Origin of the sequence: Streptococcus pseudopneumoniae (genome assembly GCF_001072925.1) — a bacterium.
Taxonomy (GTDB): Bacteria; Bacillota; Bacilli; order Lactobacillales; family Streptococcaceae; genus Streptococcus; species Streptococcus pseudopneumoniae_Q.
In genome coordinates this window covers 26,166-48,632 of sequence record NZ_JVHE01000089.1, presented here as the reverse complement: position 1 = coordinate 48,632, position 22,467 = coordinate 26,166, and the positions used below count along the sequence as shown (strand labels likewise).

The 22,467-nt window shown below is 40.9% G+C and carries 28 protein-coding genes; 6 read left to right on the top strand and 22 right to left on the bottom strand.

The genetic code is table 11. From position 1 onward, the window contains the following. Window positions 1–43: 43 nt before the first annotated feature. From efp to nusB, 3 genes are read left to right on the top strand one after another with little or no spacing between them, the layout of a single operon-like run. On the top strand, window positions 44–604 hold the full coding sequence (gene efp, locus ADH81_RS05515) for an elongation factor P (protein WP_000568646.1): 561 nt from the start codon (window positions 44–46) through the stop codon (window positions 602–604). A 28-nt stretch (window positions 605–632) separates the two neighbouring features. Continuing rightward, window positions 633–1,022, top strand: coding sequence for an Asp23/Gls24 family envelope stress response protein (locus ADH81_RS05510; RefSeq protein WP_049527081.1), 390 nt, complete (start codon window positions 633–635; stop codon window positions 1,020–1,022). Then, on the top strand, window positions 1,015–1,437 hold the full coding sequence (nusB, locus tag ADH81_RS05505) for a transcription antitermination factor NusB (protein WP_000203647.1): 423 nt from the start codon (window positions 1,015–1,017) through the stop codon (window positions 1,435–1,437). Before ADH81_RS05510 ends, nusB begins: the two co-directional genes overlap by 8 nt. A 54-nt stretch (window positions 1,438–1,491) precedes the next feature. Here nusB and ADH81_RS05500 read toward each other — a convergent pair whose 3' ends face one another. The 15 genes from ADH81_RS05500 to ADH81_RS05425 form a co-directional block, all read right to left on the bottom strand. Then, window positions 1,492–2,211, bottom strand: a complete 720-nt coding sequence (locus ADH81_RS05500) for a CPBP family intramembrane glutamic endopeptidase (protein WP_049527079.1) — start codon at window positions 2,209–2,211, stop codon at window positions 1,492–1,494. A 427-nt stretch (window positions 2,212–2,638) separates the two neighbouring features. Then, window positions 2,639–3,406 carry an acetyl-CoA carboxylase carboxyl transferase subunit alpha gene (locus ADH81_RS05490; RefSeq protein WP_049527077.1) on the bottom strand — a complete coding sequence of 256 codons (768 nt, stop codon included), beginning with the start codon at window positions 3,404–3,406 and terminating at the stop codon, window positions 2,639–2,641. Then, complete coding sequence (accD, locus tag ADH81_RS05485; RefSeq protein WP_049527076.1) at window positions 3,403–4,269, bottom strand: acetyl-CoA carboxylase, carboxyltransferase subunit beta; 867 nt, start codon at window positions 4,267–4,269, stop codon at window positions 3,403–3,405. Before accD ends, ADH81_RS05490 begins: the two co-directional genes overlap by 4 nt. Window positions 4,270–4,303: 34 nt before the next feature. Next, window positions 4,304–5,671 (bottom strand): acetyl-CoA carboxylase biotin carboxylase subunit, encoded by a 1,368-nt coding sequence (gene accC / locus ADH81_RS05480; protein WP_049527075.1) that lies wholly within the window; start codon window positions 5,669–5,671, stop codon window positions 4,304–4,306. 11 nt (window positions 5,672–5,682) lie between these two features. After that, on the bottom strand, window positions 5,683–6,105 hold the full coding sequence (gene fabZ / locus ADH81_RS05475) for a 3-hydroxyacyl-ACP dehydratase FabZ (protein WP_000565515.1): 423 nt from the start codon (window positions 6,103–6,105) through the stop codon (window positions 5,683–5,685). After that, window positions 6,102–6,581 (bottom strand): acetyl-CoA carboxylase biotin carboxyl carrier protein, encoded by a 480-nt coding sequence (accB, locus tag ADH81_RS05470; protein WP_049527074.1) that lies wholly within the window; start codon window positions 6,579–6,581, stop codon window positions 6,102–6,104. The genes fabZ and accB overlap by 4 nt, the downstream gene beginning before the upstream one ends. Before the next feature lie 2 nt (window positions 6,582–6,583). Next, a complete protein-coding gene (fabF, locus tag ADH81_RS05465; protein ID WP_049527072.1) occupies window positions 6,584–7,819 on the bottom strand; it encodes a beta-ketoacyl-ACP synthase II in 1,236 nt (411 codons plus the stop codon). A 22-nt stretch (window positions 7,820–7,841) separates the two neighbouring features. Then, window positions 7,842–8,576: a 3-oxoacyl-[acyl-carrier-protein] reductase gene (gene fabG, locus ADH81_RS05460; protein ID WP_049527070.1), complete on the bottom strand. Its 735-nt coding sequence runs from the start codon at window positions 8,574–8,576 to the stop codon at window positions 7,842–7,844. A gap of 32 nt (window positions 8,577–8,608) precedes the next feature. After that, complete coding sequence (gene fabD, locus ADH81_RS05455; RefSeq protein ID WP_049527068.1) at window positions 8,609–9,529, bottom strand: ACP S-malonyltransferase; 921 nt, start codon at window positions 9,527–9,529, stop codon at window positions 8,609–8,611. Continuing rightward, complete coding sequence (gene fabK, locus ADH81_RS05450) at window positions 9,522–10,496, bottom strand: enoyl-[acyl-carrier-protein] reductase FabK (protein ID WP_049527066.1); 975 nt, start codon at window positions 10,494–10,496, stop codon at window positions 9,522–9,524. The genes fabD and fabK overlap by 8 nt, the downstream gene beginning before the upstream one ends. 116 nt (window positions 10,497–10,612) lie before the next feature. Further along, complete coding sequence (locus ADH81_RS05445) at window positions 10,613–10,837, bottom strand: acyl carrier protein (RefSeq protein ID WP_000257840.1); 225 nt, start codon at window positions 10,835–10,837, stop codon at window positions 10,613–10,615. Window positions 10,838–10,893: 56 nt separating this feature from the next. Next, window positions 10,894–11,868 carry a beta-ketoacyl-ACP synthase III gene (locus ADH81_RS05440; RefSeq protein WP_049527064.1) on the bottom strand — a complete coding sequence of 325 codons (975 nt, stop codon included), beginning with the start codon at window positions 11,866–11,868 and terminating at the stop codon, window positions 10,894–10,896. Then, the gene (locus ADH81_RS05435; protein ID WP_000386343.1) at window positions 11,868–12,302 is read right to left on the bottom strand and encodes a MarR family winged helix-turn-helix transcriptional regulator; all 435 of its coding nucleotides are present in this window, start codon (window positions 12,300–12,302) and stop codon (window positions 11,868–11,870) included. The genes ADH81_RS05440 and ADH81_RS05435 overlap by 1 nt, the downstream gene beginning before the upstream one ends. 91 nt (window positions 12,303–12,393) lie before the next feature. Then, entirely contained in the window at window positions 12,394–13,179 is a 786-nt protein-coding gene (locus ADH81_RS05430) for an enoyl-CoA hydratase (protein WP_049527062.1), read from the bottom strand. A 111-nt stretch (window positions 13,180–13,290) separates the two neighbouring features. Next, on the bottom strand, window positions 13,291–13,848 hold the full coding sequence (locus ADH81_RS05425) for a hypothetical protein (protein ID WP_049527060.1): 558 nt from the start codon (window positions 13,846–13,848) through the stop codon (window positions 13,291–13,293). 158 nt (window positions 13,849–14,006) lie between these two features. Between ADH81_RS05425 and ADH81_RS05420 the strand changes: the two genes are divergently transcribed. The 3 genes from ADH81_RS05420 (at window position 14,007) to serS (ending at window position 17,233) form a co-directional block, all read left to right on the top strand. Next, window positions 14,007–15,371, top strand: a complete 1,365-nt coding sequence (locus ADH81_RS05420) for an aspartate kinase (protein WP_049527058.1) — start codon at window positions 14,007–14,009, stop codon at window positions 15,369–15,371. A gap of 2 nt (window positions 15,372–15,373) precedes the next feature. Beyond that, the gene (locus ADH81_RS05415; RefSeq protein ID WP_045763675.1) at window positions 15,374–15,745 is read left to right on the top strand and encodes a DUF956 family protein; all 372 of its coding nucleotides are present in this window, start codon (window positions 15,374–15,376) and stop codon (window positions 15,743–15,745) included. 213 nt (window positions 15,746–15,958) lie between these two features. Further along, complete coding sequence (gene serS / locus ADH81_RS05410) at window positions 15,959–17,233, top strand: serine--tRNA ligase (RefSeq protein ID WP_000884217.1); 1,275 nt, start codon at window positions 15,959–15,961, stop codon at window positions 17,231–17,233. Window positions 17,234–17,331: 98 nt separating this feature from the next. Here serS and groL read toward each other — a convergent pair whose 3' ends face one another. From groL to ADH81_RS05375, 7 genes are all read right to left on the bottom strand, one after another. Next, a complete protein-coding gene (gene groL / locus ADH81_RS05405) occupies window positions 17,332–18,951 on the bottom strand; it encodes a chaperonin GroEL (protein WP_049527056.1) in 1,620 nt (539 codons plus the stop codon). 15 nt (window positions 18,952–18,966) lie between these two features. Continuing rightward, window positions 18,967–19,251, bottom strand: coding sequence for a co-chaperone GroES (gene groES, locus ADH81_RS05400; RefSeq protein ID WP_049527054.1), 285 nt, complete (start codon window positions 19,249–19,251; stop codon window positions 18,967–18,969). 135 nt (window positions 19,252–19,386) lie between these two features. Next, window positions 19,387–19,680: a hypothetical protein gene (locus ADH81_RS05395; RefSeq protein ID WP_049527052.1), complete on the bottom strand. Its 294-nt coding sequence runs from the start codon at window positions 19,678–19,680 to the stop codon at window positions 19,387–19,389. Window positions 19,681–19,782: 102 nt separating this feature from the next. Beyond that, entirely contained in the window at window positions 19,783–20,637 is an 855-nt protein-coding gene (locus ADH81_RS05390; RefSeq protein ID WP_033586897.1) for a PTS system mannose/fructose/sorbose family transporter subunit IID, read from the bottom strand. Continuing rightward, window positions 20,621–21,463 carry a PTS mannose/fructose/sorbose/N-acetylgalactosamine transporter subunit IIC gene (locus tag ADH81_RS05385; protein WP_006151610.1) on the bottom strand — a complete coding sequence of 281 codons (843 nt, stop codon included), beginning with the start codon at window positions 21,461–21,463 and terminating at the stop codon, window positions 20,621–20,623. The genes ADH81_RS05390 and ADH81_RS05385 overlap by 17 nt, the downstream gene beginning before the upstream one ends. 56 nt (window positions 21,464–21,519) lie before the next feature. Beyond that, window positions 21,520–22,014, bottom strand: a complete 495-nt coding sequence (locus ADH81_RS05380) for a PTS system mannose/fructose/N-acetylgalactosamine-transporter subunit IIB (protein WP_000261775.1) — start codon at window positions 22,012–22,014, stop codon at window positions 21,520–21,522. A gap of 14 nt (window positions 22,015–22,028) precedes the next feature. Next, window positions 22,029–22,466 carry a PTS sugar transporter subunit IIA gene (locus ADH81_RS05375; RefSeq protein WP_049527048.1) on the bottom strand — a complete coding sequence of 146 codons (438 nt, stop codon included), beginning with the start codon at window positions 22,464–22,466 and terminating at the stop codon, window positions 22,029–22,031. Between the last annotated feature and the right edge of the window lies 1 nt (window position 22,467).

Below are 22,467 nucleotides of genomic sequence, written 5' to 3'. Positions count from 1 at the left end.
ATGGTACAATAAAGAGTAAACTATTTATTAAAGAGGTAAAAACATGATTGAAGCAAGTAAACTAAAGGCTGGTATGACTTTTGAAACAGCTGAAGGAAAATTGATCCGCGTTTTGGAAGCTAGCCACCACAAACCAGGTAAAGGAAACACTATCATGCGTATGAAATTGCGTGATGTCCGCACTGGTTCAACTTTTGAAACAAGCTACCGCCCAGAAGAAAAATTTGAGCAAGCGATCATCGAAACAGTTCCAGCTCAATACTTGTACAAAATGGACGACACAGCTTACTTCATGAACACAGAAACTTACGACCAATACGAAATTCCTGTTGTGAATGTTGAAAACGAATTGCTTTACATCCTTGAAAACTCAGATGTAAAAATCCAATTCTACGGAACTGAAGTAATTGGTGTGACTGTACCAACTACTGTTGAATTGACAGTTGCTGAAACACAACCATCTATCAAAGGTGCTACTGTTACAGGTTCTGGTAAACCAGCAACAATGGAAACTGGTCTTGTCGTGAACGTTCCAGACTTCATCGAAGCAGGTCAAAAATTGATTATCAACACTGCAGAAGGAACTTACGTTTCTCGCGCCTAATCTCTAGAAACTAGAAAGAGGTCATTCTATGGGAATTGAAGAACAACTTGGCGAAATCGTCATCGCCCCACGTGTACTTGAAAAAATCATTGCTATTGCAACTGCGAAAGTTGAAGGCGTACACTCTTTTTCAAACAAATCAGTATCTGACACCCTTTCAAAACTTTCTCTTGGTCGTGGCGTATATCTAAAAGAAGCAAACGATGAGCTCACAGCTGATATCTACCTCTACCTAGAGTACGGTGTCAAAGTTCCTAAGGTTGCTATGGCTATCCAGAAAGCTGTTAAGGATGCTGTCCGTAACATGGCTGATGTTGAAATCTCTGCTGTCAACATTCACGTTTCAGGTATCGTTCCAGATAAAACACCAAAACCAGAATTGAAAGACTTATTCAACGAGGACTTCCTCAATGACTAGTCCATTATTAGAATCTAGACGTGAACTACGTAAGTGTGCTTTCCAAGCCTTGATGAGTCTTGAATATGGTTCAGATCTAGAAACTGCTTGTCGCTTCGCCTACACACATGATCGCGAAGATACAGACGTACAACTTCCTAACTTCCTTGTAGAGCTCGTTTCTGGTGTCCAAGCTAAGAAGGATGATCTGGACAAACAAATCACTCAACATTTGAAAACTGGTTGGACCATCGATCGTCTGACTTTGGTAGAAAAGAATTTACTACGTCTAGGAGTTTTTGAAATCACTTCATTTGATACTCCTCAACTCGTAGCTGTTAACGAAGCTATTGAACTTGCTAAGAGCTTTTCAGATCAAAAGTCAGCCCGTTTCATCAATGGACTCCTCAGTCAATTTGTGACAGAAGAAGATTAAATAATATAGAAAAAGTGTTTGACTCAGATCAAACACTTTTTTCTTTGTCTTCCACTATCTAAAAAAGTGGTAATAGACATAATTATAAACAAAAATCCAGATGGGCTTGGCATAAGTGAGAAAGTTGAAAAAACTATGACACAGGATTGTGATTTTTAGATTCTTTGTCCAACGGTAGACAAGGGCAAAGAAAAGGCCTCCTAAACTATAAAACATCAAACTGATAGGATCGCGATGGGAAAACACCAAATGACTGATTCCAAAGATAAGGGCTGATAATATAACATCCAGATAATACTTGGAGTTTGGAAAGAAGGTATTCATAAAATACCCTCTATCAACCACCTCCTCAAATATAGGGGCAACGATGACACTCGATATAAAATGGAAACTAGTCGCTAAAAAAGTAGGTTGTCCATTAGAATATAACGTCGAAATAAGGTCTTGAAAGATATACTTGTTATTAATTAAGTGATGAAACTGTAACTGAAAAGTATTCAACAACTGACGAACAAAATAAGTAGCCACTAGAGCAAATACAAGGTAAAAGAATCTTGACTTCTTCGAGCCCTTTGTTTCAAAAATATAGAGCATCTTTTTCAACCAGCAGACAAACATCACTAAAAGAATTACTTCCCCAACTGCTGAAATGCTATAATAGCCATCTATCCCCCATCCTAAAAACTTAGCTATATGAAGACTACTAAATTCTAGTAGATAAACCGATAGGAATACCAGTAATATATAGGTTCCCAAATGCCCTAGTTTTTTCATACTCACTCCTAAAAAATTAAAATTACCTTGATGGAATGAAAGATTAACACCCCCTATTCAGTTTATCAGTTATATACTGACCTAGCACAGCATAAAATCTATAAAAACTTATACTCTTCGAAAATCAAATTCAAACCACGTCAGCTTCACCTTGCCGTATATATGTTACTGACTTCGTCAGTTCTATCTACAACCTCAAAGCAGTGCTTTGAGCAACCTGCGGCTAGCTTCCTAGTTTGCTCTTTGATTTTCATTGAGTATTAATCAATTCTCTGGAGCACTTATAGATTATCATTCCTTATTATATAATATACATCTTTTTTATCTTATTTTATTGCCCATTTCCCCAACTGTCAATTTTTAATCCTGAAATGAATTTTTGAGAGAAACCAAAAAGCTAGAACCTTTTTTAGTTCTAGCTTTCTTTTTAATACTTTCTAAAGCGTTGATAACGTTCTTCCAAAAGTTTCTCCAACGATAATTGTTTTAATTGTTCAATTTCTGTTTGAAGTTCATTTTTTACACGAGCTAGCAGCTCTTTGGCAGAGAGACCTCTCTCTGAAATAACCTTATCTACGACTTCCATCTCCAAAAGTTCATGGGAAGTGATTTTCATCAACTCAGCTGCTTCCATGGCACGCGTGCCATCTTTCCACAAGATAGAAGCAAAGCCTTCAGGACTGAGAACTGCATAGATAGAGTTTTCTAGCATCCAAACACGGTCAGCTACTGCAAGAGCTAGGGCTCCACCAGAACCACCTTCACCAATAATAATGGCAATAATTGGCACCTTAAGATCGCTCATCTCCATGAGGTTACGAGCAATAGCTTCACCTTGACCACGCTCCTCTGCACCGACACCAGGATAGGCACCCGCAGTGTTGATAAAGGTTACAACAGGACGACCAAATTTTTCAGCCTGCTTCATCAAGCGAAGGGCTTTTCGATAGCCTTCTGGATGAGGTTGACCAAAGTTACGGTTAAGATTGTCTTGTAAACTTTTACCTTTTTGAATCCCAACAACAGTTACTGCTTGGTCTCCCAACCAACCGATACCACCAATAACAGCACCATCATCTCGGAAAGAGCGATCACCATGGAGCTCTACAAAGTCATCAAATATTCCGGTTGCGAAGTCCAAGGCAGTTAAGCGGGTTTGTTCACGTGCTTCTCTGACGATTTTTGCAATATTCATAAACAATCCCCCTTATGTAACCTTACTAATCGAGCAATCATATCTGGCAATTCTCTCCGTTTAACAATCGCATCCACAAAGCCATGTTCTAACAAAAACTCTGCCTTCTGGAAATCCTCTGGCAAATCTTCCCTTACGGTATTTTCAATGACACGGCGTCCAGCAAATCCTACTAAACTTTGAGGCTCTGCCAAGATGATATCACCCTCCATAGCAAAGGAAGCTGTAACACCACCAGTTGTTGGATCAGTAAGGATTGTTAGGTAAAATAAACCTGCATTGGAATGACGTTTGACTGCTGCAGAGATTTTAGCCATCTGCATCAAACTCATGATTCCTTCTTGCATACGTGCTCCACCAGATGCTGTAAACAAGACGACTGGTAATTTTTCAGCTGTCGCGTATTCAAACAAACGAGTGATTTTTTCACCAACTACTGTTCCCATAGATGCCATGATAAAATTAGAATCCATGATTCCGAGAGCAACTTTCTCACCCTTAATCAAAGCAGTTCCTGTGACAACAGCCTCATCAAGACCTGTTTTTTCACGCATAGAGGCTAATTTTTTCTGGTAACCTGGAAATTCCAATGGATCTTGCGTCTCAATTCCTGTGAACATCTCTAGGAAGCTTCCCATATCAATGGTTAAAGCAAGGCGCTCTTGAGCTGAAATACGGAAGGTATAGCCACAGTGAGGACAAATACGTTCACTCCCCAAGTCCTTTTGGTAAATCGTATATTTGCAACCTGGACATTGGGAGAAGAGCTCATCTGGAACCTCTGGCTTGATCTGAGGTTGATTTACAGTCGAACGATTGGGATTGATTCGAATATATTTATCTTTTTTACTAAATAGAGCCATACATCCCCCTTTTCAGTCTTATACTATTTTTACATTATTCTTTTTCTTGATAGTGTGGTAAGAAAGTTTCCATCAAGAATGAAGTATCGTAGTCTCCTGCTATCACGCGACGATCTGAAATCAAATCGAGTTGGAAATCAGCATTAGTGACAACCCCTTCAATTTCGAGCTCATAAAGAGCTCGTTGCATTTTCATGAGTGCATCAAAACGATTTTCACCATGAACAATAATTTTAGCAATCATACTATCATAGTATGGCGGAATGGTATAACCAGGATAAACTGCTGAGTCCACTCGCAAGCCCACACCACCACTTGGTAGATAAAGATTGGTAATCTTACCTGGACTTGGTGCAAAATTAAAGGCTGGGTTTTCTGCATTGATACGGCACTCAATAGCATGTCCTTTTAGAACAATGTCTTCTTGCTTCAAGGTCAAAGATTGACCTGCAGCGATTCGGATTTGTTCCTTGACAATATCCACACCTGAAACAAATTCAGTTACCGGGTGTTCCACTTGGACACGAGTATTCATCTCCATAAAGTAGAATTTCCCACTTGCTTCATCTAGTAGGAATTCAATCGTACCCGCATTTTCATAACCAACAGACTCCGCTGCACGGACTGCTGCAGCACCAATTTCATTACGCAGTGTCTTCCCAATGGCAATTGAAGGACTTTCTTCTAAAACCTTTTGGTTATTCCGCTGAAGCGAACAGTCACGCTCACCTAGGTGAATCACATGTCCCATCTGGTCAGAAAGAATCTGTACCTCAATGTGGCGAGCAGGATAAATCACACGCTCGAGGTACATAGCCCCATTTCCAAAGTTTGCTTTGGCTTCACTAGAGGCTGTTTCAAAGGCTGATACAAGGTCTTCTGCCTTTTCAACCTTACGAATTCCTTTACCACCACCTCCAGCTGAAGCTTTCAGCATAACTGGATAACCAATTTTTTCGGCAATAGCCAGAGCCTCTTCTGCAGTATGGACTTCTCCATCTGATCCTGGAATGACAGGCACATTAGCCTTAATCATTTGAGCACGGGCGTTAATTTTATCTCCCATGACATCCATTACTCGAGCTGATGGCCCGATAAATTTGATACCGACTTCTTCACACATAGTTGCAAATTTGGAATTTTCACTTAAAAAACCAAATCCAGGGTGAATAGCTTCAGCTTCAGTCAAGACCGCAGCTGATAGGATGGCATTGATGTTCAGATAAGATTCTGTAGCCTTCCCAGGGCCGATACAGATAGCCTCATCAGCCAAAAGCGTGTGGAGAGCTTCCTTGTCAGCAGTCGAATAGACAGCGACTGTTGCGATTCCTAACTCTCGTGCCGCACGAATAATACGAACAGCAATTTCACCACGATTGGCAATTAAAATCTTACGAAACATGGAAAACCTCCCTAGTTTCCAATAGCAAAGGTCAGAGTACCGCTTGCTGCAAGCTTACCATCTACTTCTGCCTTCGCTTCTACTACGGCGATTGTGCCACGACGTTTGACAAAAGTTGCTGTCATGACAAGCTGATCACCAGGAACAACTTGTTTCTTAAACTTAACCTTGTCCATACCAGCATAGAAGACAAGTTTCCCTTTGTTTTCAGGTTTAGACAATTCCAAAACACCTGCTGTCTGAGCTAAAGCTTCCATAATGAGGACTCCAGGCATAACTGGGTATTGAGGAAAATGACCATTGAAGAAAGGTTCGTTAATCGTCACATTTTTAATGGCAACAATTGTATCTTCACTAACTTCTAAGACACGATCTACTAAGAGCATGGGATAACGGTGTGGCAAAGCTTCTTTAATTCCTTGAATATCAATCATTTGATACGTACCAAGCCTTTCCCAAACTCAACCATTTCTTCATTTTCAACAAGAATTTCTGTTACGACACCATCTTTAGGTGCTGGAATTTCGTTCATAACCTTCATAGCTTCAATGATGACCAAGGTTTGGCCTTTTTTAACAGTATCACCAACTGAAACAAAATTAGGTTTGTCTGGTCCGGCAGCCAAGTAAGCAACTCCGACAAGTGGACTTTCTACAAGGTCCCCCTCAGCTACAGATTCACTAGCGCTTGTTTCTGAAACTGCTTCTACAGCTGGTGTAGTTGGAGCTTGTGGTGCAACTGTAGGTACAGCTGCTGGAACTACAGGTTGAGGTGCTGGACTTGTTTCTGCCACAAGTTTCGCTTCATTCTTACTGAAGACCAACTCGTCCGTTCCATTTTTATAAGAAAATTCTTTCAAGCTCGACTGGTCAAATTGTGCCATCAAGTCTTTGATTTCATTTAAATTCATTTTTACTTATTCTCCCAACGTTTGAAAGCAAGAACTGCATTATGCCCACCAAATCCAAAAGTATTTGAGATAGCATAAGGAATTTCACGTTCCACACCTTGTCCATAAATAACGTTTGCTTCAATGTAGTCTGACAATTCTGTTGTTCCAGCTGTCATTGGAACATAGTTGTTACGGATTGCTTCAATTGTTGCAATGGCTTCAACTGCACCTGCTGCACCGAGCAAGTGTCCTGTAAATGACTTGGTTGAAGATACAGGTACTTCTTTACCGAGAACCGCTACAATCGCTCCGCTTTCTCCTTTTTCATTAGCTGGAGTTGATGTACCGTGTGCATTAACGTAGGCTACTTGGTCTGGTGTAATCTCAGCTTCCTCCAAGGCAAGTTTGATAGCTTTAATAGCACCTTGGCCTTCTGGATGTGGTGAAGTCATATGGTAGGCATCACAAGTATTTCCATAACCAACAACTTCAGCTAGGATAGTTGCACCACGTTTTTCAGCATGTTCTAAACTTTCAAGAACCAACATCCCTGAACCTTCACCCATGACAAATCCATTACGGTCTTTGTCAAATGGAATAGAAGCACGAGTTGGGTCCTCTGTTGTTGAAAGAGCTGTTAAGGCTTGGAAACCGGCAATCGCAAATGGTGTAATAGAAGATTCTGAACCACCAACAAGCATGATATCTTGGAAACCAAATTTGATAGAACGGAAGGCGTCTCCGATCGCATCATTTGATGAAGCGCAAGCTGTGTTGATAGATTTACAGATACCATTAGCACCAAAGCGCATAGCTACATTTCCTGCAGCCATATTTGGCAAGGCTTTTGGAAGTGTTAATGGTTTAACACGTTTTGGCCCTTTTTCGTGAAGTCGAAGGACTTGGTCTTCGATTTCTCTGATTCCACCGATACCTGATGCAACGATGACACCAAAGCGGTCTTTATCAAGCGCTTCTACGTCAAGATTTGCATTGTTCACTGCTTCTTGAGCAGCATACAAGGCATACAAAGAATAATCATCGAAACGATTGGTATCTTTTTTTACAAAATATTTGTCAAAAGGAAAATCATTAATCTCTGCTGCATTATGGACGTCAAAAGCACTGTGATCAAACTTGGTAATTTCACCAATCCCAATCTTTCCATTCTTTAAACTGTTCCAAAATTCTTCTGGTGTATTCCCAATTGGAGATGTTAATCCATAACCTGTTACTACTACACGATTTAGTTTCATTTTCATACCTCTATTTTAACTCTTATTGCATGGTAAGTCCACCATCAATTGCAATGACTTGTCCCGTTAGATAATCTTGGCTTGCAAGAAAGGCTGTGACCTCTGCCACTTGCTCAGCTTGACCAAATTGTTTCATCGGAATTTGTGCCAACATAGCATCTTTTACCTTATCAGATAGGACTGCAGTCATATCTGATTCAATCATTCCTGGTGCAATGGCATTGACACGCACATTACGATTGGCTACCTCACGTGCTACTGATTTGGTAAATCCAATCAGACCAGCCTTGGAAGCAGCGTAGTTGGCTTGACCGATATTTCCCATCAGACCGACAACACTAGACATATTAATGATAGCACCTTCGCGAGCTTTTATCATCGGTTTTAAGACTGATTGTGTCATATTGAAAGCCCCTGTCAGATTGACTTTCAAGACCTTCTCAAAATCTTCTTCTGTCATCTTGAGCATGAGAGTATCTTGAGTAATCCCAGCATTATTAACGAGGACATCAACTGAACCCAGCTCTTCAATGGCTTGGTCTACCATACGTTTTGCGTCCGCAAAATCAGAAACGTCACCAGAAATAGCAAGAACCTTCACCCCGTATGGTTTAAATTCGGCTAGAAGCTCCTCAGAGATTTCACCACGACTATTCAAGACAACGTTGGCTCCCAAGCTAGCAAATTTATGAGCAATGGCTAGACCAATTCCTCGACTTGAGCCTGTAATAAAGACATTTTTCTGTTCTAGTTTCATTTTTCTCCTTTCAGAACTTCTACCAGTTTGGTCTAATTTTCTAAGAGTGCTAGTAAACTTGCTTGATCTTCCACATTAGCAAGTTGAGCTGTTTTATCAATCTTTTTGACGAATCCTGACAAGACTTTACCAGGTCCAATCTCGATAAAACGAGTGACACCCGCTTCTTGCATGACTGCAATACTTTCATAAAAACGGACAGGCTCCTTGACTTGACGAGTCAAAAGTTCTGCAATACGTTCTTTTTCCATGACTTTTGCTTCTGTATTACCAACAAGTGGACAAGCAAAGTCAGAAAATTCAACTTCTGTCAGGGCTTGAGCTAATTTTTGACTAGCAGATTCCAATAAAGCTGTATGGAAAGGTCCAGAAACATTGAGCGGAATCAAACGTTTTGCTCCTGCTTCTTGCAAAAGTTCAACTGCACGATCTACTGCAGCTACCTCCCCACCAATAACAATTTGACTCGGCGTATTGTAGTTGGCTGGAGTTACAACACCAAGTTGAGAAGCTTCTTGACAAGCTTTTTCAATCACTTCAACCGGTGTATTAAGCACAGCTACCATTTTCCCTGATCCTGCTGGTGCTGCTTCTTCCATATAAGACCCACGTTTAGCAACTAGAGCTACTGCATCTTCAAAATCCAAGGCACCACTAGCTACAAGGGCAGAATATTCTCCAAGAGACAAACCTGCCACCATATCAGGCTTGTAACCTTTCTCCTTTAGTAGTCGGTAAATGGCAACGGACGTAGCTAAAATAGCTGGTTGCGTGTAACGAGTCTGATGTAGCTTTGTTTCATCATTATCAATCAAGTCACGGAGGTCATAGCCTAATACTTGGCTAGCTTGGTCAATTGTTTCCTTGACGATAGCATATTGATCGTATAGCTCACGTCCCATTCCAAGGTACTGGGCTCCTTGACCTGCAAATAGAAAGGCTGTTTTAGTCATTTCTTGTAACTCCTGCCCAACGAGCAGCTTCTGCTTGAATCTTTTCAGCTGCCCCGTAGTAAATATCTTTTAAGATTTCTTCAACAGTTTCCTCTTTAGATACCAAACCTGCAATCTGGCCGGCCATCACTGAACCGCCATCCACATCCCCATGGACAACAGCCTTAGCTAAGGCTCCAGCACCCATTTGCTCAAAAATTTCTAAATCTGGATTTTCTTGTTTAAAGGCATCTTTTTCAGCTTGCTCGAAATCACGAGTCAATTTGTTTTTAATGGCACGAACTGCGTGTCCAAAATGTTGTGCTGAAATCGTTGTATCAATATCACGAGCTTTTAAAATTTTAGCTTTATAGTTAGGATGGGCATTTGATTCTTTAGCAACTACAAAACGAGTTCCTACTTGCACAGCCTCTGCACCAAGCATAAAGCCAGCAGCAGCTCCTTCACCGTCTGCAATACCTCCTGCAGCGATAACAGGAATAGAAACAGCAGCTGCAACTTGACGAACCAAGGTCATAGTTGTTAGTTTACCGATGTGTCCACCTGCTTCCATACCTTCTGCAATAACAGCATCTGCGCCGATTTTTTCCATCCGTTTAGCCAAAGCAACACTTGGAACTACAGGAATAACGGTAATTCCAGCATCATGGAATCGCTCCATGTATTTACTTGGGTTTCCTGCGCCAGTTGTGACTACCTTAACCCCTTCTTCAATGACGAGGTCAACAATATCATCAACAAATGGAGACAGAAGCATAATGTTGACACCAAAAGGCTTGTCTGTTAAAGATTTAATCTTATCGATATTGGCCTTAACTACTTCTTTAGGAGCATTTCCTCCACCGATGATACCTAGACCACCTGCTTTTGAAACAGCTCCAGCAAGGTCACCATCTGCAACCCAGGCCATTCCACCTTGGAAGATAGGATATTTAATATTCAATAATTCTGTAATACGTGTTTTCATAGTGCCTCCATATGTCTTGCTTACGTAATAGTTCGACTACATTATAATTTGACAGTCAAACTATTACCTAAACAAGAGGGAGCGGGTTCCCCCTACTCCTTCTTCATTTATTTTAATTATTTTGTTTGCTCTTCAACGTAAGCAACCAAGTCACCAACTGTTTTCAAGTTGTCTTCAGCTTCGATTTGGATATCAAAAGCGTCTTCGATTTCTGAAATTACTTGGAACAAGTCCAATGAATCTGCATCCAAATCATCAAAAGTAGATTCAAGTGTTACTTCTGATGCATCTTTTCCAAGTTCTTCAACGATAATTTCTTGTACTTTTTCAAATACTGCCATGATAGACTCCTTTTAAATAAATAGTTTTTATAACAATGTGTTCACCACATGATTACCTAAATTGTAACAATAAGCGTGCCCCATGTCAAACCTCCACCGAAGCCTGACAAGAGAATTTTTTGGCTACCATCCAAACGAATGAGCCCTTCCTCTACACACTCTGAAAGTAGGATCGGAATACTTGCCGCACTGGTATTTCCATACTTGATCATATTGGCAGGAAGCTTATCACGATCTACACCGATCTTTCTAGCCATCTTATCTAGAATGCGGATATTAGCTTGATGAAGCAAGAGATAGTCTAGTTCTTCTGCCGACAGAGGACTCTCTTCTATGGTGTGTTTTATAGACTTAGCAACATCTCGAATCGCAAAATCAAAAACTGCCCGGCCATCCATTCTCAAGAAAGCATCGGGCTTTTCTTGATTTGAAAATGGTGAAGTTAAACCAGTCTGTCCAAAGGTCAAACACTCACTACGCGAACCATCGCTATTGAGACTCTCCGCTAGGAAATGTGGCTCTTCGCTTGCTTCTAACAAGATGCCCCCAGCTCCATCTCCAAATAGGACAGCTGTTGAGCGATCCGACCAGTCTAAAGCTTTTGACATGGTTTCACTACCGATAACTAGACCCTTACGATAAGCTCCTGAAGAGATAAACTTCTCTGCAGTTGATAGGGCAAAGATAAAGCCACTACAGGCAGCTGTTAAGTCATAGGCAAAAGCCTTGTGAGCGCCGATTTTAGCCTGAACACGAGCGGCTGTTGAAGGCATCATCGAGTCAGGTGTCATCGTAGCTAGAATGATAAAGTCCAACTCTCTAGCAGAAATCCCTGACTTCTCTAAGAGTTGTTTTGCAACTGCCGTTGCCAAATCTCCAGTTGATTCTGTCTTAGATATGCGACGTTCCTTAATCCCAGTTCGACTTGAAATCCATTCATCACTCGTATCCATAACCTGAGCTAAATCCTCATTTGTGATAATCTGCTCTGGTACATAATGAGCAACCTGGCTTATTTTTGCAAAAGCCATTATTTCAAATCCTCCAAAAATTGATAAAGATTGGTCAAACCTTTACTCATGACATCCATTTCCTCTGGGCTCATGCCTTCGATAATTCTCTCGACCATGGCCTTGTGGAAACGTTTATGGAGACGATGCACGAGTCGACCTTTCTTGGTCAAATGCAGATGTACTACACGACGATCCTGATCTGAACGTAAGCGTTCGATGTAACCTTTTCGTTCCAAGTTGTTCAAGCTAGTTGTCACTGTTCCTAGAGTTACCATCAACTCTTTGGACACTTGACTTGGTGTCACATCTGGAAACTTACCAATCACATCAATCGTGTGCATTTCCTTGATAGAGATGTCCTTGAAACGACTACCTCGCAAACTTACTTCCTCAATCACCAGGACGTTATTAAAAATAGATGTTAAATAGTCATTGATCCGTTGGTAGTCCAATTCTCTTCCCTCCCTTATCAAAAAAGTTTAACTATCAAAACATTTGACAAAAAAAGTATATCAAACTTCAAAGAATTGTGCAAGTATTTTTTTATTTTCCGATAAATTTTGGACGTCGTCTTTCAGAATGTGCACGAACACCTTCTTTAAAATCTTCCGTATAAGATAGAGATTTTTGCAATTCCAGTTCTAGCTGTGCGTACTCGTGCCACTGCTTAAACTCGCTTTCCCAGACTAACTTCTTAATAGCAGCATAAGAGTTAGAGGAACCTCGTCTCAACTTCTTCAATAGTTGCTCTCTTGTCTTTTCTAATTGATCACTAGCACAAAGACGATAGACAGCTCCAGCTTCCAGTGCTTTTTCTGCTGTGAAAGCTTCACCTGTCATAGCTAATTGCGTTGCCCGAGTCGCACCAAGTGATCGTGTAAGCAAGAATAAACCTCCCGCGTCTGGAGCCAAGCCCACGCCTACAAAGGCCTGGATGAATTTAGCTTTGTCAGAAGCAATACAGAAATCAACTGCCAAGGCCATATTAGCTGCTGCCCCAGCAACTGCTCCATCCACCTCCATAATGACTGGTTTAGGAATTTGTTTAATCTTATAGGAAATCGTATTTACCAACTCCGCAATTTGGGTGAGGGAGGCAATATCATCCTCTTCGACAGCACGTTTCATTTCTACTAGATCGCCCCCAACAGAGAAGACTTTGCCAGCAGCATTGATGAGAATAAACGAAACCGAAGCATCTTTTTCAGCCAATTCCAATGCTTCTAGAATTTCTTGACACATAGGAATATGAAAACCATTGGCCACCTCGGGACGATTCAGAGTTATCATCGCTAAATCGTCTTGAACTTGATAGAGAATATGATTCATAACCACTCCTTTAAATTTACAACGAATATTAAATTATTTTATTTTCAAATTATATCTTTTTCTGGCTTTTAAAACAAGAGAAAAATCGACCGAAAGTGTATCGGCCGATTTTTAAAAGCTTAGTTTATTCTCTAAAAATGAAGGAAAACCAGTACTTGCATCATCTTTGAAATCATAAATAACTTCAATCATCCGCCCTCCTTCTCTCTGATTGAGCTGTTCTTTGTTGAATCCTTTATGGTAGAATTCTCCTGAAACCATGTAAAAAATACGATTGGAATCTTCTAGGTAGGCAAAAAGATTCCCTGTAAAAGGGGCTTCCTTATCCCCGTCCTTGTTGACCAGACTTGCAGCTAAGAGTTTCGTGATTCCTCTAAATTGTCCACTTTCATCTGTTCGACAGTAAAACTTGACTCTAGCTTCATAGTTAGGATTGACGATAATCTTTTCAGAGAGAATTCGATAAGTCCTTGACTTACTATCTGGCAAGCCGATAGACAAGATAATTTTAGCCCTCTCAACTGATATCTGACCTTCCTGAGCATACTCAATCGCTAATTCTTCTCCGGTCAAACGACCACTGGGAAGAGAATGATAAGTTGCTCCGATACTTGTAGGAATCATCACGAAGGTGAGGAATAGTATTAAACAAAACACTCTTTTAATCATCTTTCCCAACTCCTTTCATCAGAAAAGTCTTTCCCCCTACACCTTCATTATAAGCTTTCCTGATGAGACATTCAAACAATTATATAGGACATTTTCCAGATTGAAAAAAGCCCCTCTTTCTGCTATAATCGTATAAAATACTTACTTTAGGAGTTCTTATGAAGGTTGTTAAATTTGGTGGAAGCTCGCTTGCCTCTGCTAGTCAGTTAGAAAAAGTTTTAAATATTGTCAAAAGTGACCCAGAACGTCGTTTTGTGGTTGTATCTGCCCCTGGTAAACGTAATTCTGAAGACACTAAGGTTACAGATGCCTTGATTAAATACTACCGCGACTATGTAGCTGGAAATGACATTAGCAAAAGCCAAAACTGGATTATTGATCGCTATGCTGCTATGGTTAGCGAATTAGGTCTTAAACCAGCCGTTTTAGATAAAATTTCAAAAAGCATTCGCTCACTAGCTACTCTTCCAATTGAAGATAATAAGTTTCTCTATGATACCTTTCTAGCAGCTGGAGAAAATAACAATGCCAAGTTGATTGCAGCCTACTTTAACCAAAATGGCTTGGAAGCACGTTATGTCCATCCAAGAGAAGCTGGAATTGTAGTTACTAGTGAGCCTGGAAATGCTCGTATCATCCCTTCAAGTTATGACAAAATTGAAGAACTCAATAATAGTTCAGAAGTTCTTGTTATCCCTGGTTTCTTCGGTGTTACGAAAGAAGACCAAATTTGTACCTTCTCACGTGGGGGTTCAGACATCACTGGTTCCATCATTGCTGCCGGTGTCAAGGCTGACCTCTATGAAAACTTTACTGATGTAGATGGAATCTTTGCAGCCCACCCTGGTATTATCCATAAGCCACACTCTATCCCTGAATTGACCTACCGTGAAATGCGTGAATTGGCCTATGCTGGATTCTCTGTACTACACGATGAAGCACTTCTACCAGCCTACCGTGGGAAAATTCCTCTTGTCATTAAAAATACCAACAATCCAGACCACCCAGGTACTCGCATTGTGCTACAACATAGCAGCGACAAATTCCCAGTTGTTGGGATCGCTGGTGATTCTGGCTTTGTCAGCATTAATATGTCTAAATATCTGATGAACCGCGAAATCGGTTTTGGTCGTAAAGTTCTTCAGATCCTTGAGGACCTTAATATTGGTTGGGAGCACATGCCAACTGGTATCGATGACCTGTCTATCATCTTACGTTCACGAGAATTGACTCCGATCAAGGAAGAAGAAATCCTTCGTCAATTAGTCCAAAAAGCAGAGGTAGACCACGCTGAAATCGAACACGACCTCTCTATCATTATGATTGTTGGGGAAAAAATGAAGCGTCATATCGGGGTAACTGCTACAGCCACTCGTGCCTTATCTGAAAACAACATCAACATCCAAATGATGTCACAAGGTTCTAGTGAAGTTTCTATCATGTTTGTTGTCCACAAAGACCAAGAAAAAGCCGCTCTTAAAGCTCTCTACCAATCATTTTTCGGTGAAAATAAGGAAGACTAAACATGGCACAATCCCTCAATAAGGTCGTCGACTTGCAAACAACTGGAACCTCCTATCTCTCCATTACAGGAAAGGTTGGAAAATTTCTGGTCGGAGATCATGCCCTAGAATTTTACTCAGATCGTAATGTCGAGGACTATATTCAAATCCCATGGTCCAGCATTAATCAAATCGGAGCCAATGTTTCAGGCCGCAAGGTTAGTCGTCATTTTGAAGTCTTTACAGATCAAGGAAAATTTCTCTTCGCCTCAAAAGACTCTGGAAAAATTCTTAAGATTGCTCGTGAAAAATTGGGAAATGACAAGGTAGTCAAACTTCCTACCTTAGTCCAAATCATTGGTCGAAAAATTAAAAATCTATTTGCAAAAAAATAGAAAGTTTAGTATAATCATAGAAACGGATAAGTAGGTTACTTCCTTCTTTCAGAAAGTCTGCGGGTGCTGCGAGCAGATAGAAGATTTAATTGAAATTCTACCGTTGTTTTAAATCAAATACGGAATCAAGTGCACACCTGTGAAGTTGGATGGAACCGTGGCCCTGCCACTCCAACGCTTTGTCAGGTGTGCTTTTTTCATAAAGGAGTTTATATGTTAGATATCAAACGTATTCGTACAGACTTTGATGCTGTCGCAGAAAAACTAGCTACACGTGGTGTAGATGCTGCTATCTTGAACGAGATGAAAGAAATCGATGCCAAACGACGTGACATCCTGGTTAAGGTTGAAACCCTCAAGGCTGAACGTAACACAGTTTCTGCTGAGATTGCACAAGCTAAACGTAACAAGGAAAATGCAGACGACAAGATTGCAGCTATGCAAACCCTCTCTGCCGAAGTAAAAGCTCTTGATGCTGAATTGGCAGAAATCGATGCTAAATTAACAGAATTTACCACTACTCTTCCAAACATTCCAGCTGATAGCGTTCCTATTGGTGCTGATGAAGACGATAACGTCGAAGTTCGCCGTTGGGGAACTCCTCGCGAGTTCGACTTTGAACCAAAAGCTCACTGGGATCTAGGTGAAGATCTTGGTATTCTTGACTGGGAACGTGGTGGAAAGGTAACTGGAGCGCGCTTCCTCTTCTATAAAGGACTTGGGGCTCGTTTGGAACGTGCTATCTACAACTTCATGTTGGATGAGCATGGAAAAGAAGGTTACACTGAAGTCATCACACCTTACATGGTCAACCATGATTCTATGTTTGGTACTGGTCAATATCCAAAATTCAAAGAAGATACGTTTGAATTGAAAGATACGAACTATGTCCTCATTCCTACAGCTGAAGTTCCTTTGACTAACTACTATCGTGATGAAATTCTTGACGGGAAAGACTTGCCAATCTACTTTACTGCTATGAGTCCATCATTCCGTTCTGAAGCTGGTTCAGCTGGTCGCGATACTCGCGGTTTGATTCGTTTGCACCAATTCCACAAGGTAGAAATGGTGAAATTTGCTAAACCAGAAGAGTCATACGAAGAATTGGAAAAGATGACAGCCAACGCTGAAAACATCCTTCAAAAACTCAACCTTCCATATCGCGTAGTTGCTCTTTCTACAGGAGACATGGGCTTCTCTGCTGCTAAGACTTATGACTTGGAAGTATGGATTCCTGCGCAAAATACTTATCGTGAAATCTCAAGCTGTTCAAATACAGAAGATTTCCAAGCTCGTCGTGCCCAAATCCGTTACCGTGATGAAGCCGATGGTAAGGTTAAACTTCTTCATACTTTGAATGGTTCTGGACTTGCTGTTGGACGTACAGTCGCTGCTATCCTTGAAAACTATCAAAACGAAGATGGTTCTGTGACCATTCCAGAAGTTCTTCGTCCATACATGGGTGGAGCTGAAGTTATCAAACCATAATTAAATAGATGTAAAAAGAGGAGGCTGAGCTTCCTCTTTTTGAGTAATTCAAAAGAAACAGGTAGAAATCTTTCATTCTACCTGTTTTTATTTATTTCTTAGTAGCCACCCATCATTGATGGATCCATAGCTGGCGCTGGTGCAGCGGGTTCTGGTTTGTTAGCTACGACTGCTTCTGTTGTTAGAATCAAGCTTGCTACTGAAGCTGCGTTCTGAAGGGCTGAACGGCTAACCTTAACAGGATCGATAATCCCTGCTTCAATCATGTTGACCCATTCACCTGTTGCAGCGTTGAAGCCTGTACCAGCTTCTGCATTCTTCAAACGATCAATTACGATTGAACCTTCATAACCTGCATTGTAGGCGATTTGACGTACAGGTTCTTCCAAGGCACGAAGAACAATGTTACGTCCTGTTGCTTCATCACCTTCTAACTCCAAGGCAGCAACAGCAGAGATAACATTAACAAGGGCAGTACCACCACCTGCAACGATTCCTTCTTCAACAGCTGCGCGAGTCGCATTGAGGGCGTCTTCGATGCGGAGTTTCATTTCTTTCAATTCTGTCTCTGTTGCAGCACCGACCTTGATAACAGCAACTCCACCTGACAATTTAGCCAAGCGTTCTTGGAGTTTTTCACGGTCAAATTCTGAAGTTGTTGTTTCAATTTGTGATTTGATGACAGCAACACGGTTAGCAATTGCTTCAGGATTACCTGCACCTTCTACAATGACTGTACTATCTTTATCAACAGACACTTTAGCTGCTTGACCAAGCGCTTCAATGGTAGCATCTTTCAACTCAAGACCAAGATCTTCTGTAATGACTGTACCACCTGTCAAAATCGCGATATCTTCCAGCATAGCCTTACGACGGTCACCAAATCCAGGCGCCTTAACAGCAACGACGTTGAAGGTTCCACGGATCTTGTTCAAAACAAGAGTTGGAAGAGCTTCACCGTCAACGTCATCAGCAATAATCAAGAGGGGACGACTGCTTTGAAGGATGCTTTCTAGTAGTGGCAAGATTTCTTGGATATTTGAGATTTTCTTGTCAGTGATTAAGATGTATGGATTTTCAAGGTCTGCAACCATTTTTTCATTGTCAGTGACCATGTACTGTGATAGATAACCACGGTCAAATTGCATTCCTTCTACAACTTCAAGCTCTGTTTCCATACCACGTGATTCTTCAATAGTGATAACTCCATCTTTACCAACTTTTTCCATGGCTTCAGAGATGTATTCACCAACTTTTTCAGAGCGAGAGGATACGGCAGCTACTTGGGCGATTGCTTCTTTATTAGCAACAGGAATAGCATTGTTCTTCAAGGCTTCTACAGCTGAAGAAACCGCTGCTTCAATTCCACGACGGATACCGATTGGGTTTGCGCCAGCCGTAACGTTTTTGATTCCTTCACGAACAATAGCTTGGGTCAAAACTGTTGCAGTAGTTGTCCCGTCACCAGCGATATCATTGGTTTTAGAAGCCACTTCTGACACCAATTTGGCACCCATATTTTCAAAATGGTCTTCTAGTTCGATTTCTTTAGCGATTGTTACACCATCATTGGTAATCAATGGTGAACCGAATGATTTTTCAAGAACTACGTTACGTCCTTTAGGCCCCAAGGTTACTTTAACTGTATCAGCTAGGATATCAACACCACGGACCATAGCTGAGCGCGCATCAGATGAAAATTTAATCTCTTTTGACATACTTATTTCCTCCTCTTATTCTTCCACGATTGCTAAGATGTTAGCTTCACCCACGATGACATATTTTTCGTCACCATCTTTGACCTCGATACCTGCATGAGCTTCGACTAAAACTTGATCTCCAACTTTTACACTTGGAGCGACTAGTTCACCGCTCAAGGTGCGAACACCTTGTCCAGTAGCCACTACTGTAGCTGTTTTCGTTTCTTCTTGGGCTGATTTTGCGAGGACAAAGCCTCCGACTGTTTGTTCTTTCTCTTCAATTTTCAAGACCACACGGTCCCCTAATGGTTTCAACATCTGTTTTCCTCCATAACATAATCATATTGTTAGCACTCTTTACGAATGAGTGCTAAACCATAGTTCTATTGTATCACTTAGTCAGAAATAGTCAAGAAAAAAACACCTCAAAATGAATGAGATGTTCCTTAAAGATCACTTTAGAATTATTAACTTTCGATTAAAATCATCGACGACTTTTTGGAGATTGATCCGTCCTCGATAGATACCATATCCAAAAACCACCATTCCCAATATTCCAACTAAGGCAAGTAAAATTCCGAAAATTAAGATTGGGAGGAAGCTTTTATGAAAGAGATAAATCAAGACCATACCTACACTGGCAATGATAAAGAGTAAGCTAAACCAACGGCCAAGATTTTCAATCATGTGACGTTGATACTTAATTTCTGTTTCATATCCATTAACAAGTTCTTGTTTTGTAACCATGAGGATCCTCCTTACAAAAATTGAGAATGAAGGGGAAGAGAAGGAGGTTAGTCTACTTCATTCTCAAAATTTTCTACTAGTAAATATGTGCTTTTCTTGACCTTAGTAATTAAGATGTGGGTCAAAGATACCTAGAGCAACACCGACCAAAGCGACAACAACTAAAAGCAACATAACTTTGTTTGGTGAAACTTTTTTCTTAGACATTAACCACCAACAAATAGTGATGAAAGTTGCTGTCAAGAGACCTGGATAAACACCATCAATCTTTTCTTGGATATTTAAGAAGACTTTTCCTTCAGAATTCTCGAATTGAAGAGCTGTTGTAACAGATACCCAAGTTGCTGCTACCGCACCGATAACCATACCGCCGACAACGCTGATTGCTTTACGAAGTGCTTGTCCTTTTGGTCCTACTAGGAATTCAACGGCTTTATCCCCTAATTGATACCCTTTAAAGAAGGCAAAGCGCATACCAAAGTATACTAAGAGGTTCCATACGACGATGTAGAAGATAGCACCAGCGATGTTACCACCTTTAGAGAGACCAAGGGCAATCCCCAAAAGAACTGGAATCAAGGTCCCAACGACCAAAGAGTCACCGATACCAGCGATTGGCCCCATCAAACCGGCACGCATACCATTGATTGTTTCACCATCCACTGCATCTCCGTTTGCACGCGCTTCTTCCAAACCAGCTGTAATCCCTACAACGAGAGAGCCAAGTTGTGGTTCAGTATTGAAGAAGGCAGTATAGGTTTGCATAGCATCTTTTTGTTCTTCTTTTGTATCATACATTTCTTCTACGATTGGAAGCATAGAAGTCAAGTACCCAAAGGTTTGCATGTGTTCTTGAGAGAAACAAGTCAAATGACCATAATACCAATGATGAAATGCTTTTGCTAATGTTTTCTTTGAAATTTTCTTTCTATCAGCCATTTTAAATATCCTCCTCATCATCGTCTACGTAAACAACCCCAGCTGGAGCAGCTTTCATAGATTTGATTACTTCAAGTTCATAGTAGATTACTGCAAAGATCAATGAAACAACCGCACTAGCTACCAAGTTCAAGCCGAGAGATTTAGCCAAGGTAAATCCAACAAAGAATGGAATGAAGTCAGTTGCTTTTGTAACAATTTGTTTCAACAAGATAGCAATACCGACACATGGGAGAAGAGCTCCGACTGTAAAGAGAGCTTTCATCCAGAAACCATCCATAGGAAGGTAAAGTTTCATCAAATCAACCATGTTTTCACCATATTTGGTGATAATCATAGTTGGAAGGAAAGAGAAGAGGAAGTGAGAGATCCAAGGATAAACCCAGTCAACTGCGTAGAGTTTTTTGAAGTTTCCTTCTTCAACGGCTTTCCAACCAATGTGTTGCCAAAGCAAGTTCATTGTAGCTGTACCGTAGAAAAGAACAGTACCGATTGTCCCAACGGCTGCACCGATTGGGGCTGCAGCTGCGGCAATTCCAGCTTCGTCTGTGATGTGATTTGCATGCACAAACAAGATAGCAAGAGGAACACCGATATAAGAGATGGCACGAACATCGGCAGATACAGTTCCACCAGGTGTTACCAAGGCGATATAAACGACTTGAAGGGCAACCCCGACCATAATACCAGTTGTCACATCTCCAAGAATTAAACCTGAAATCAACCCACCGATCAAGGGACGACCGAGTGTATAGTTCCCGATACTGGAACCTCCCATACCTGGCATTGAAGACAAGCTGGCGAAAACAGCAAGCAAGATTGCTTGAATCCATGAAATTGTCATAACAAACGCTCCTTTTGTTTGTAAATTTATTTACCTAACTAATAAAACTGTTAGGTTTAAAAACCAAATTTAGATTTGAAATCGTCCCAATAACCAATTGAGACATCCGGCAACAATTGGAATTTAACCTTGTAACCTGCTGCCTGAATTGCCTGAAAGGCTTCTGCTTCTTCTTGGGTGATGGATTGGTTATTGCCCAATTTCACTGCACCAGGTCTATCATTTGCAGGGCCAACGATGATTTCTTTAACATCTCCTGGGACAAAACCTTGATCCACCAAAATTTCCTTCATATCGATTGGGTTTTTGGTAATCAAGAAGTACCGACTGTCAGATTCCGTTACTTTTGCTGACTTTTCTTTAAAGGCTTCTTTTGTCCATACAAAGGTTTTCTTGTCTGATGCGCCTTTGTAAGCTTGGATCAAAACCTTGTTTGATGCTGCTGCATCGTTTACAGCAATCAAACCATCACATGGTTTTTCTTTTGCCCAGCGTGTGACTGTTTGACCGTGAATCATGCGGTCATCAATCCGTACAAATGTTACTACCATAAGGTACCTCCCTATTAAATATCGTCATCATCTTCTTCAGCACTAGTGGCTGAAACTTCAAAAGGTTGTAGTGCAGATTTTGCTTCTGATAAGATAGTTGCTGACAAATCGTCTCCATCCAACACATCCTTCATCACAACTGCTGTCAAGGCCATGGTGAGGTTCATCCCACCAAGGATCAAAGCTCCATCTAGCTTTCCAGCTTCTTCTAGGACAGTGGCTGCCGTGGTTAATGGACTACCACCTACAATGTCTGCCAAGACCAGCACAGAATCATCTGCTGTCAATTCTGAGATGCTCTCTCTAAAATCAACTGCAAAGTCATCGACCGATTTTCCTTCTTTAAGTCCAACTGCGATGACCTGATTCATCTTGTCACCAGCAAACATAGCTAGCGATGTTTTTAGTCCTTCTGCCAATCCACCATGACTGACTAAAATGAGGTATTTCATT